Source organism: Streptomyces sp. NPDC058239 (genome assembly GCF_042882185.1).
In the GTDB taxonomy this organism is placed as follows: domain Bacteria; phylum Actinomycetota; class Actinomycetes; order Streptomycetales; family Streptomycetaceae; genus Streptomyces.
Genome location: NZ_JBHVWS010000022.1, coordinates 131,233 through 142,288 on the forward strand (window position 1 = coordinate 131,233; position 11,056 = coordinate 142,288).

Genomic DNA, 11,056 nt, shown 5'->3' on the forward strand with positions numbered 1-11,056 from the left:
GGCGGTCAGGCCTCCCGTACCCGGAGCTGGTGCTCGTAACTGAAGACCAGTGCGTGCCGGTCCAGTGTGATCTTGGTGGTGGGTTCGCCGCGCTGTGCGGTCACCGGGTCCGCGGGGAAGAGGCGTACGTCCTCCACCAGATCCACCCCCGGCACCTGTTGCAGTACGGCGAACGCCTCGCCCGACTGGACCGGCCGGCCGAACGGCCAGCCCTCGCCGCCGGGTCCGCCGCTCAGCGGGTTGAAGTAGCTGTAGAGGGCTGCCAGCGCCTCCTCGCGTACCCGTTCCAGCACGGCACCTCTGCGGGCCTGGACCGAGGCGACCACGGTGACCCCCTGGTAGTAGGGCGGTTCGACCACCAACCGGGCGCCGATGGGCCGCCGTTCGTCCAGATGGCCCGCGATCAGGGCGAGGGTGTGCTGCGGCGGGATGAGCTCGTTGAACTGGATCCGGCCCTGCTCGTCGCTGCGTCCGGCCGGTACGACGAGCAGCCGCACCCCGCCCGCCTCGACGTCCGAGTCCCCGCCGGCCGGAATGCACTGCACTCTTGACGCGTCGGGTGCGACCTCGCGGGCCAGCAGTTCGTAGTCGTGCGGTACGACGGCCCGGTGCAGGGTCCGCAGGGTCATCGGCCCGCGCACCCGTGCGCTGTCCACCGTCTCGCCGTCGACTCCGCCGAGCGCGGGGCGCCGGTTCTCCACCCGGGCCACGTACGGGATGGCGCTGCGCAGCACCCGGAGCGTGGAGCGGGCGACGTTGCCGCGCAGTCCACCGCCGGTGCGGTACGAACGCACGCGGACCGTGGCGCCCTTCGGCGGTACCGCGCCGTAGTAGCGGATGGAGCCGTCCCGCTCCCGTACCGCCGGACCGAATTCGACCCGACCCGAGTTGGGGTCGAGCGTGATGTGCCGGTCGTCGGGTCCGGAGTGCGCGAAGTCGTCGACGCGGGTCCACTCCGTGCCCTGCGGGCCCCCCGCCGGATCCGCGACCTCGACGACGAAGTCGCCGGGCACCACCGGCGGGCGGCTCACCGTGAAGGTCTGTCCAGGTACGCCTTCGGCCGGGCCGAGCACCTCGTCGGTCACGGTCTCGGCGTGGAGCGCCCCGACGGTCGCGCCGATCGTGAACGCCGTGATCCGGCGCACCACCGGAGATGCCATATAGGTGGGCTGCCCTGGGGTGGCCTCCACCAGGCGGCAGCGCAGCCAGCCGCCGGTCCTGCGCACGACGACGGCCGGGGTATGTCCCTCAGGAAGGTGCAGGATCAGCTCTCCGGACCGGTTGAAGCCGCCGGTGTCGTCCTTCTCGACCTCGCAGACCGTCCAGGCACTGCCGTCCCATGCCTCCCAGAGCAGCGGCGGCCGCAGCGGATCCACGCCGACGCCCTCGACCGCGCAGTCCAGCCGCAGCACGACGACTCCCGACGGAACGGCGGCCGACAGGCCCACATAGAGGGCGTCGCCGGGCGCGGGCGTGGTGTCGAAACAGGGGACGGCCCGGCCGAGCGTGAGTTCCTCGGTACGGTCGACGGCGTCGCCGGACGTCGGCCAGGTGGCGAGATGGGCGAACTCGCACGGCACGATGGACAGTTCACGGCCGGTCGTGAACACGACCGCTTCCTCGGTCTCCGTACGGACGGTTGCCACCTCCGTACCGGCCCTTACCCGTACCGGTTCTGGCTGCGGTGCGGAAAGCCTGAACGTCACATCGGTGTGGGCGGCCGTGGGCGGGTGGAGCCGGACCCCGATCAGGTCGAGGAAGGTCAGATAGCTCTTCTCCGGAACCCGGTTCACCCGGTAGACGAGCTGGTCGACCATGGTCGCGAAGGCCTCGATGAGGGTCACGCCGGGGTCCGACACATTGTGGTCGGTCCACTCGGGGCAGCGCTGCTGGACGAGCCGCTTCGCCTCGTCGACCAGGCCCTGGAAGCGGCGGTCGTCCAGATGCGGACTGGGCAGCGTCACGCGCCGTCCACCTCCTCGTGCTGCGGGATCACATAGAACGGAAAGACCAGGTTCCGGGGGTCGTTGGCGCCCCGTACGGTGTAGCCGATGTCGATGTACAGGACTCCGAGGTCGACCTCGTCGAACCGGACGACGACCTCGGTGACCTCGATCCGGGGCTCCCACCGGTCCAGCGCCAGACGTACCTCGTACGCGAGCTGCCCGGCAGTGCCCGCGTCCGCCGGGGCGAACACGTAGTCATTGACCGCGCAGCCGAACTCCGGGCGCATGGGCCGCTCGCCCGGCGACGTGGCCAGGATCAGCCGGATCGACTCCTCCAGCTCGTGCTCGCCGCGCACCAGGGCGATGGAACCGGTGGCGTCCGTACGCGGCGGGAAGGCCCAGCCCGCGCCGATGAACTGCTGACCCATGGACGTTCAGCCTCCGATCAGCACCGTCGGACAACCGGACACGACGGGCGATCCGCAGGCGGCCAGGTCCCCGACGCGTGCGGCGGGCCGCCCGCCGATCAGCACCGTGGCGCTGCCGGGCGGCGCGATCGCGGACGGCGGATGCACCGCGGGCGGCGGCATCGCGCACACGTGCGGGGTGCCGACCGTGGCGGCGGGGAGGCCTCCGATGAGCACGGACGGGACACCGGGCGGCCCGACCGTGCCGGGGTGTCCGGTGGGGTCGCCGACCCGGGCGGCTGCCGCCGCGGCTGCTGACATGAAAGTCCGTTCCTCTCGCTCAGCGCGTCCGCGCCGTCAATTGATCTTCACCAGGGGTGCGTTGATGGCCAGGGAGCTGCCGCCCTTGATGTCGGTCCGCTGTGTTCCGTTGACCGCGACCTGGGCGCCCCGGACGTCCACCGTGCCGCCGGTGGAGAGCTTGACCTCGCCGTTTCCGCCGTCGACCCGCACTCCGCTGCGGGACGTCAACGTGACGCTGTCGCCGCTCAGTTCGAGCGTTCCCTGCCCGCCGTCCAGCGCGACCCCGCGCGCCGCCTTGATGGACACCTTTTGCTTGGCCTCGATGTTCACGCTGCCGTCGCTGTTGATCACGATCACGGTGCCCCTGCGGTCGAGATCGATCTTCAGTTTTCCGTCGCCGGTGAGCAGGCGTACGCCCTGAGGTCCATTGGCGCCGTCCAGGAGTTCCAGCTGGTTTCCGCTCTTGGAGGCGACCGAACGCCGGTTGACCGCCCCGGTGGTCGGGTCGACCAGCTCGCCTCCGGCGGGCGAAGCGGCGGGCGGCGCGCCGGCAGAGGGGTCGGCGGACGGGCCGGAGGCGCCGCCCGGCCCGGAGGCACCCGCCCCGGGGGCATTCGGCCCGGACGCCCCACCGGCACCCCCGCCCGGCCCGCCGCCGCTGCCCTGCGACGGCCGGTCCTTCCCGTTGTACAGACCGGCGAGGACGTACGGACGGTCCAGATGCCCGTGCTCGAATCCCACCAGGACCTCGTCCCCGATCTCGGGGATGAACGCTTCGCCGCCGCTCGTCCCGCCCGACTGCGCCGTACGCGCCCAGTCGCTCGCGTACTCGTCCGACAGCCATGGAAACCGCACCTTGACCCGGCCCGAGCCCTCCGGATCGTGGGTGTCCGTGACCGTCCCGCTGACCAGCCCCACGCAGCGCGACCCGCCGCCCGCCCCCGCTCCGGACCCGCCCGCCCCCGGACCTCCACCGGTCAGCCCGAACAGCGAACGCTCCTGCTGCCCGGAGACCGTGAGCCATGTCTCGTACCCCCGCACCGGGTCGAATACATGCCGCGACGACGTGACCGTGTACCGCCCCTCGAAAGGCGCCCCCACCGCGTTGAGCGCCACCGCACTGCCCGCGCGCACCTCCGGGTTCCCCCGGATCACCGCCTCCAGCTCCGCGAACGATCCGGCGATCCGCTCCGCCAGGGCCTTTGCCGCCTGGTCCACCTGCGCCTGTGCCCCGTACGCCGTGTCCGTGACCACGAAACGCGCCTCGCCGAAGGGAGCGGACACCTCGGCCGCGCTCACCCCCAGCTCCAGCGTCGCCGACTTCCCCGCGGGCGCCTTCCCGACGAGCGGCTGCTTGGTCTTGATGTCCCAGCCGCGTACCTCGACCTCGGAGACCTGCTCCGCGGAGGACACCCCGGCCCGGCAGCGCAGCAGATTGCTGCCCATCTCCAGCACCAGTGGATTCCGGTCGGCCCGTGCCGAACCGTCGGGTGCGCCGCTCGCCTCGGCGGGTCTGGTGATGTGCAGCTGTCCGTCGAGTACATACGCCTGCGCGCCTGCCTCCTCCGCCAGATCGCGCACGAACTCCCAGTCCGTGACGTTGGGCTGGGCGATGTGTTCGAGTACGGGGCCGGCCACGTCCACCGTCCCCGGCTTCAGCCCGGCACGCTGGGCCACCTGGGCGCAGATGTCGGCGAGCGTCATGTTCTGGTAGCTGGCCACCCGACGTCCCCGGAACAGCCGGTGCGACTCGTCGAGCCCGCGTACGACGGTGAAGGTGCCGGTCTCGTCGAGCTCCACCTCCAGGGCGGTGACCACCCCTTTCAGCAGCGGCTTCGGTGCCGTGTCCCCGCCCGCGCGGGCCAGCAGCCGGGCCTCGCTGCCGATCTTCAGCCCGGTCTGCTCCAGCAGCACCCGGTCCGGATCGCGAAAGCGCAGGAGAAACAGGTCGGGGAGCGTCCGGCTGTCGTCGACGTACCCCTCGACCAGTGTGTTCACGAACTTGGGCGGCAGCGGCCGACCGCCGAACTCCACCACCAGCGCCGTCGCGACGCCCGGCTGCGCCATCAGGACCGTCCCCCGTCCCGTTCCTCTTCGAGCCTGTTCAGTTCGTCGAGCGCGGGGAGCAACAGCTGCTGTCCGGGGGCCAGTCGCATCGGGTCGTCGATCCCGTTCGCCTCCGCGATCACCCGCCAGGCGGCCGGATCGCCGTACTCGCGCTGGGCGAGCGACGGCAGCGAGTCGCCGGCGTCCAGCCGGTGGACCCGCCTGGCCGCGAGGGCGCCCGAGGTCGGGTTCTGCCCCGGGGTGTCGCCGCTGATCTCCTCCATCGTGACCTGGCAGACGGCCCGGATCGGCACGCCCGATGTGGTGAACAGGGTGTACTTCGCCTGCACTTGACTGACGTAGCCGGGGAACCCGGTCAGCCCGCCCCAGTGGAAGACCACCCACGGCGGCGACGAACGCTGCTGCTGACGGGTCTCGCTCGTCGGCACACAGCAAGCGAAGAGCTGCTCGACCGAGGTCACCACACGGGTGTCCTGGGTGTCGCTGGCGTCGAAGAACATCTCCACGGTGAGCTTGCTGGGCTGCGAGCCCTGATACTCCGGCGGCCCCGAGCTCTTGGCGCCCTTGGCCGGACTCCGCTTCCAGGAGGCGGCCTTGGTGAGGCTCAGCTCCTTGGGATTGAACTGGAAGTCGATCCGTCCGCACGGACCACCGGGCGTGAGGCCACCGCCCGTCGGCGGCGTCCGCAGTTCCAGATAGGCGTGCTCCAGCTTGGGCCGGGCCGAACCTCCCTTGCCCGCCCTCGCCGCCGACGCCCCGGACGTACCGGCGGCGCTGAACGCGATGGGACCTGCGCCACTCACGACGGTCAGCCCTCCATCACATAGCCGTGATGGGCGATCTCGATCGTCTCCATCGCGACCTTGGGCGATTCCGGGGTGAAGGAGGGGCCGGTCCAGCGGACGGGCACGACCTCCAGCAGCCCCCACTGGGCCACCTTCTGCCCGTCCCCGGTTCGCGCCTCGATGTGCGCCGTCTTGCGGCTGAATCCGGTCGTCATGGTGGCGAACCAGCGGGCCACCTTCTCGGTCTCCTTGGTCAGCGGCCTGGACAGCTTCACGTTCGAGTACTTCAGGCGGGTCGGCAGCTGCCACAGATGCCCGTTGTTGCCGCCTTCCTCGCGCGTTTCGAGCACCACTTCACAGCCAAGCCCGTCACATGTGTTGAACGACCCGAGCTCGATGTCGTCGATCGTGACGACGAAGCAGACGCTGACGGCGGGATCGTTGTCCTGGGCGGTGGCCATGGCACGTACCTCTCAATTCCCTGTGTTGTCGCTGCCGTTCATCAGTGCCGGGTGTTGATGAGAAAACCCGCTCGCTCGCGTTCCAGCCGCAGATCCGCCTTGAAGAGCCTGCTGAGCGGTGTGTACAGGGCGCGTACCAGCTCGTCGGTGACGACGGGGGCCGCGGCGCCGCCGTGACCGCCGCTCTGACCGGGCGGCGCCCCAGGGGCGGAGGCGGCCGCGCCCGGTGCGTCGTGGTCCTCGGCCATGGGCCCGGGTTCCGGTTCCGGTTCGGGCTCCTGGGGAGGCTCCGGAGGCGGTGGTTCCGTGGTCTCCGTCTCGCGCTGTACGACGGGTGATGAGTACGGCGGTGGCGGCGAGCCGAAGACGACACTGCCGTCGGCCATCCGCTGGGCCACCCCCGCGGCCACGGCGACCGAACCGGCCGTGGGGAACGAGGGGGCGGTGGGCGCGGGGGGTGCGGTACGGCTGCCGGCACCCGGCAACGAACGAGGCACCGGCGGCCCGCCGACTGCCTGACGTTGCAGGGCGGGAAGCTGCCGAGGAAACGCATCCGGTCCGTCCCCCGAAGACGTGGCGGTACGTTGCAGAGCTGCCGGCACGGGTGCCGTTTCAGCCACTGTCGGCGCCCCCGCCCCGACGGGGGCCCAGCGCACCGGAACGGCATCGGGCAGGGGCACGGTCACAGCCCCCGGCCCGGGACCCGCACCGGCCGGCGAAGACGCCGCCCCACCGGCCGCCGCGACGGAACGCTGCACGTCGGCTCCTGCACCGCCCCCTCCGCTCCCCCTGGAGTAGAGCGTCACAGGCCGCTCGGCGAGCAGCGGCGCGACCGGAGCGGTGGCCGGGGGCGGCGACATGGGTGCCTGTGCGGGCACGGCTGGCGTCCGCTGCACCGCAGGGGCAGACGGGTGCGTGGAAGTGGGAGCGGGAGTGGGCACGGACTCCGACGGGGCAGGGAACAGCGGGGCGTCGCCGAGCAACGGGGCGGTGGGCGCGTCGGAATCGGGTGTCGGCTCCGGAGCTGCGGGCACCTCCCGGGACTCGGGTGCGTCGAGGTTGCCGGCCCCGCCGTCCTCCACGCTCCGGGCCACCGGAATCGCCTCGGCCCCCGCCGCCGCCTCCGCCCCCGTTTCCGGGACGGCAGCGGCAGCCTGGCGCTGTGCCGTGGGCGGCAGGGCGGACATGGGTGCGCCAAGGCCGGGCGCGCGCCGGGTCCGCTCCGCAACCGGAGGCGCCACCGCGCGCTGAACAGGCGCGGACGCGGACGTGGACATGGGCGTGGGCGTGGGCGTGGGCGTGGGCGCGGGCGCGGGCGCGGGCGCGGGCGTGGGCGCGGGCGTGGGCGCGGGCGTGGGCGCGGGCGCCGTCGATGCCGGTACGAAGGGCTGCTCGCCCACCAGCTGGCGTACCGGCAACTCCGCCACGGCCGACTCCCCGGCCGACGTCATAGCAGGCGCACCACCGCTGACCGCGCGCTGTACGGGAACGGGAACTGAAACAGGCGCAGGCACGGACACAGAGGCGGACACCGGCCCGGACCTGCCCCGAACCTGCAACTCCACCGCCCGCTCCACGGACCGCTGCACCGGCGAAGTCCGTTCCACCGGCGCAGGAGTGGTGATCCCGTGCACGAGCCCCGTGGGCGCATCCGGGCTGACCAGATGTCCGAGAGGCGTGCCGAGCGTGGTGTCCTGCCGGGTGGAGAGCGATCCCTGGAACCCGGAGGGATCGATGACCAGATCCTGACTGCCCAACGTCCGCTGAATGGGCGGCAGTTCCCCCAGGTCGACCCGCTCACGCAGAACGGCAGCCGGAGAGACGGCCCCTGCTCCGGCCTCCGCACCCCTCTCCGCATGCCCGCCACCGCGCAGCCAGGACATCAGACCCATGGACTCTCCCGCCCCTCCCTGCGCTCTTCGCTACTGCCCGTTGAGGCGAGCGATCTGTGCGACGAACCTCAGTCGTTCCGGGTGCTCCAGGTCCAGCAGCTCATCGAGCGGCCAGTGGAAGTGGTAGGCGAGGTACGCGACCTCCTCGTAGAGCAGGTCGGCCGCGTACGTCACGATTCCCCCAGGCGGCCACCGGCGAGATTCACCGCGAACTCCTCCTGGCAGGACGGACAGGTGACGGCGGCGCGGGTGTGGCCCTCGGCGTTGATCCGCCGGTAGAAGTCCTGCAGAAAGGCCAGGTCGGAGGCGAAGAGGTCCTCGATGATGCCGGGGTGGATGTCGTCGATCGTGCCGATCCGGGTAACGACCCTGGCGATGAGTACGACAGACAAATACGCGGAGTTCTCGCGCACCCGGTCGTCCCGCAACGGCACGAGCTCATCGCGCGCGGTCGCGAGCCGCATGACTCCGGTGTGGTGCACGACGCCCGCCTCGTCGACGTATCCGCGGGGCAGCTCGAAGGTGAACTCGGTACGCAGGGTGTCCCGTTGACCGGACCTCCCGCCCCCGCCGGCCGGCATCTGCCCGTCCTGCCGTTCGAGAGTCGGAGCCGGAGCCTGTTGCGTACGTCGCATCAGTCGAGTTCCATGCTCTCGTAAGTGATCGCGAGCTTCTCCGTGAGGACCGAGGTGTCACCGGCCTTGAGGGTGCCGATCTCCAGCGACTTCGGCCAGGCGTTGATGAGTTTGTAGCGCTTGATGGCGATGCCCTCGTGGTCGTACACGATGACCGCACCGTTGCGGCGGGCCGCAGTCATCCGGCCGAACCGGGAGTCCTTGATCCATCGTTCGAAGCTGTTGTCCTCGGTGAGGCCCCGGGTCACGGTCACCTCGCCGGCCTTCGGCCGGCCCGGGAGCTTCTTGATGGCGTAGCGGCCGTCGGCGGTGTTCTGCTTCAGCTCGATGACGTCCTGCTCCATCTTCAGACCACTGACCTCGGTGATCTGCTTGATGACGACGCTGTCGAATTCGAGGCCGAAGGAGGCCCCGACGGTGCTGTCGAGATCGGGAAGTGGCACAACAGGCTCCTTTACCGCTCTTGCCGCTTTTACCGCTTGGAGGACCTAAGGGCGGCCGCCGCGCTGCTCGGCCGGCTCCTGGCGCGCTACTCGTCGACGCCGCCGGTTCCCCCGGTCAGCTGGGAGAGGCGGAAGACGACGAACTCGGCCGGCCTGACCGGTGCCACCCCGATCTCGCAGATGACCTGACCCGCATCGATGCTCTCCGGCGGGTTGGTCTCACGGTCGCACTTGACGTAGAACGCCTCTTCCGGAGTGAGCCCGAACAGCGCTCCCTTGCGCCACTCGTTGACCAGGAACGCCGAGACCGTGCGCCGGATACGGGCCCACAGGGCGTCGTCGTTCGGTTCGAAGACGACCCACTGCGTCCCGGCGAGGATCGACTCCTCCAGGTAGTTGAAGAGGCGCCGTACGTTCAGATAGCGCCAGGCCGGGTCCGAGGCCAACGTGCGCGCGCCCCATACCCGGATGCCGCGCCCGGGGAAGGACCGGATGCAGTTCAGCCCGATCGGGTTGAGCAGATCGTGTTCGCCCTTGGTCAGCTGGGTCTGCAGGGCGACCGCCCCTCGTACGACCTCGTTGGCGGGGGCCTTGTGCACACCGCGCGACTCGTCGTTGCGGGCCCAGACCCCGGCGATGTGGCCGCTCGGCGGAACCAGCTGCGCGCGCCCCGACGAGGGATCGGCCACCCGGATCCAGGGGTAGTAGAGCGTGGCGTACTTGGAGTCGAAGTTGGCGCCGTCGGTTCGCCAGGCCCGGATCTGCTGCGGGCTGAGTCCGGGCGGCGGGTCGAGAATGGCGACGCGGTCGCCCATCAGCTCGCAGTGGCTGATCAGCCCCTGCTGCACGGCGACGACCGACTCCAGGTCCAGCAGCCCGCGTTCGTATGCGCTCATCAGGTCCGGCACGGCAATCGTGGTGACCTCTTCGACGGCTTCGAGCCCGCCGAGACCGGTCCTGCGGTCGGGATCGCCGACGTACACCTCGGGGGTCAGCGCCCCGGCACCGGGTGACGCGGGCGCCGCCGGGGCCAGGGTCACGGACTGCGGCTCGGGCTTGGCCGGAGCCGCCCCGCGCCCGGACTCCCGTATCTCGATGAGCTCCGACTTGGCATTGACCCGGGTGGCGACGTTCTCCTTGCTGCGTTTGGTCGTGACGCTCGGGTACGTCTCCGCGACCTGCCCGTCCCGCTTCACGATCAACTGGAAGACGTCGGAAGGCGGATCGTCCCCCTCCACCTCGGTCACTTCGACGGTGATCTCTCCGGCCGCGCCGGGGCGGGGCTTCACCGCGTACGGACCGAGCTGCGTCTCCGATCCGGCGGGCAGCTGTCCGGCAGCCCCATTGCTCTCGTCCTCGGCCGGGGGCTCGGTGCCGTCACCGATGCGCACCACGTAACAGACACCGCCGCCGTTGGAGAAGAACCCGTAGACGGCGGAGGCGAGATACGTACCGTCGACGAAGTCACCGAATGTGCCGGCGAACTGGCTCCAGTTCGTGATCAGCGTCGGCTCGTCGAACGGGCCCTTCTGCGCGAAGCCGACGAAGGCGGCGACCGAGGTGCCCACCCCTTCGATCGGCCGGGATCCGGACTCGATCTCTTCGACGTAGACGCCCGGGGACAGGTACGACGGCATATGAGTCTCTCCTTGGCCGGGGAACGCCCGCAATTCTCGCGACAGCCGCGATCACCGGGAACGGACACACGGCCGCCCGGCCGTGCACCGGCTGCTGCCCGATCAGGCAATGCCCTCGCGCTGTACGTACCGGCGGGCGCTGCCCCCGGCCAAGTCCCCACGCGCTGCGTACGTGATCCACCGACCCCACACCCTGGGACGGCGCAGGGCCATGTGCGTCGAGTGCCGACTGTCCGGGGAAGTGGTGGGCCGGGAGGACGGATGAAGGCGGTTCCGGAGAAGGATCCTGCCTCTGTGTCCGGCCGTGGGGGTACCCCCCGTGCGGAGAACGTGACAGTCACGCCCGAAGTGTCACGTTCGCAGACACCCCCACCCCACCGCCCGCCGGGAGACCGCCCCGCCCCCGACCCCCGCAGCCTGCAACGTCTGCAACACGCAGCCGGCAACCGCGCGGTCTCCCGCCTGGTGGCCCAGCGTTAC

General features: G+C 70.9%; 11 protein-coding genes. All 11 read right to left on the reverse strand.

Annotated elements, in window-relative coordinates; translation table 11 throughout:
- Positions 1-5 precede the first annotated feature (5 nt).
- The 11 genes from ACFVYE_RS23600 to ACFVYE_RS23650 all read right to left on the reverse strand — a co-directional run bounded on the left by ACFVYE_RS23600 (position 6) and on the right by ACFVYE_RS23650 (position 10,576).
- Positions 6-1,964, reverse strand: coding sequence for a putative baseplate assembly protein (locus tag ACFVYE_RS23600; protein ID WP_383966105.1), 1,959 nt, complete (start codon positions 1,962-1,964; stop codon positions 6-8).
- On the reverse strand, positions 1,961-2,374 hold the full coding sequence (locus tag ACFVYE_RS23605) for a GPW/gp25 family protein (protein ID WP_383966103.1): 414 nt from the start codon (positions 2,372-2,374) through the stop codon (positions 1,961-1,963). Before ACFVYE_RS23605 ends, ACFVYE_RS23600 begins: the two co-directional genes overlap by 4 nt.
- Positions 2,375-2,380: 6 nt before the next feature.
- The gene (locus ACFVYE_RS23610; protein ID WP_383966101.1) at positions 2,381-2,674 is read right to left on the reverse strand and encodes a PAAR domain-containing protein; all 294 of its coding nucleotides are present in this window, start codon (positions 2,672-2,674) and stop codon (positions 2,381-2,383) included.
- A gap of 36 nt (positions 2,675-2,710) precedes the next feature.
- The gene (locus ACFVYE_RS23615; RefSeq protein WP_383966098.1) at positions 2,711-4,723 is read right to left on the reverse strand and encodes a VgrG-related protein; all 2,013 of its coding nucleotides are present in this window, start codon (positions 4,721-4,723) and stop codon (positions 2,711-2,713) included.
- On the reverse strand, positions 4,723-5,526 hold the full coding sequence (locus ACFVYE_RS23620) for a LysM peptidoglycan-binding domain-containing protein (protein ID WP_327274025.1): 804 nt from the start codon (positions 5,524-5,526) through the stop codon (positions 4,723-4,725). The genes ACFVYE_RS23615 and ACFVYE_RS23620 overlap by 1 nt, the downstream gene beginning before the upstream one ends.
- A gap of 5 nt (positions 5,527-5,531) precedes the next feature.
- Positions 5,532-5,969 (reverse strand): phage tail protein, encoded by a 438-nt coding sequence (locus ACFVYE_RS23625; protein WP_093549687.1) that lies wholly within the window; start codon positions 5,967-5,969, stop codon positions 5,532-5,534.
- 41 nt (positions 5,970-6,010) lie between these two features.
- The gene (locus ACFVYE_RS23630; protein ID WP_389607260.1) at positions 6,011-7,861 is read right to left on the reverse strand and encodes a hypothetical protein; all 1,851 of its coding nucleotides are present in this window, start codon (positions 7,859-7,861) and stop codon (positions 6,011-6,013) included.
- A 30-nt stretch (positions 7,862-7,891) separates the two neighbouring features.
- Complete coding sequence (locus tag ACFVYE_RS23635) at positions 7,892-8,035, reverse strand: DUF6760 family protein (RefSeq protein ID WP_093896703.1); 144 nt, start codon at positions 8,033-8,035, stop codon at positions 7,892-7,894.
- Positions 8,032-8,496 carry a hypothetical protein gene (locus ACFVYE_RS23640; protein ID WP_383966091.1) on the reverse strand — a complete coding sequence of 155 codons (465 nt, stop codon included), beginning with the start codon at positions 8,494-8,496 and terminating at the stop codon, positions 8,032-8,034. The genes ACFVYE_RS23635 and ACFVYE_RS23640 overlap by 4 nt, the downstream gene beginning before the upstream one ends.
- On the reverse strand, positions 8,496-8,939 hold the full coding sequence (locus ACFVYE_RS23645; protein WP_072488539.1) for a phage tail protein: 444 nt from the start codon (positions 8,937-8,939) through the stop codon (positions 8,496-8,498). Before ACFVYE_RS23645 ends, ACFVYE_RS23640 begins: the two co-directional genes overlap by 1 nt.
- 86 nt (positions 8,940-9,025) lie before the next feature.
- Positions 9,026-10,576: a phage tail sheath family protein gene (locus ACFVYE_RS23650; protein WP_383966088.1), complete on the reverse strand. Its 1,551-nt coding sequence runs from the start codon at positions 10,574-10,576 to the stop codon at positions 9,026-9,028.
- Positions 10,577-11,056: the final 480 nt, after the last annotated feature.

Bases quoted from the DNA above. Each gene is read 5' to 3' on its own strand.
- ACFVYE_RS23640 (WP_383966091.1), bottom strand. From the start codon at position 8,496: ATGCGACGTACGCAACAGGCTCCGGCTCCGACTCTCGAACGGCAGGAC.
- ACFVYE_RS23610 (WP_383966101.1), bottom strand. From the start codon at position 2,674: ATGTCAGCAGCCGCGGCGGCAGCCGCCCGGGTCGGCGACCCCACCGGA.
- ACFVYE_RS23615 (WP_383966098.1), bottom strand. From the start codon at position 4,723: ATGGCGCAGCCGGGCGTCGCGACGGCGCTGGTGGTGGAGTTCGGCGGT.
- ACFVYE_RS23605 (WP_383966103.1), bottom strand. From the start codon at position 2,374: ATGGGTCAGCAGTTCATCGGCGCGGGCTGGGCCTTCCCGCCGCGTACG.
- ACFVYE_RS23630 (WP_389607260.1), bottom strand. From the start codon at position 7,861: ATGGGTCTGATGTCCTGGCTGCGCGGTGGCGGGCATGCGGAGAGGGGT.
- ACFVYE_RS23625 (WP_093549687.1), bottom strand. From the start codon at position 5,969: ATGGCCACCGCCCAGGACAACGATCCCGCCGTCAGCGTCTGCTTCGTC.
- ACFVYE_RS23650 (WP_383966088.1), bottom strand. From the start codon at position 10,576: ATGCCGTCGTACCTGTCCCCGGGCGTCTACGTCGAAGAGATCGAGTCC.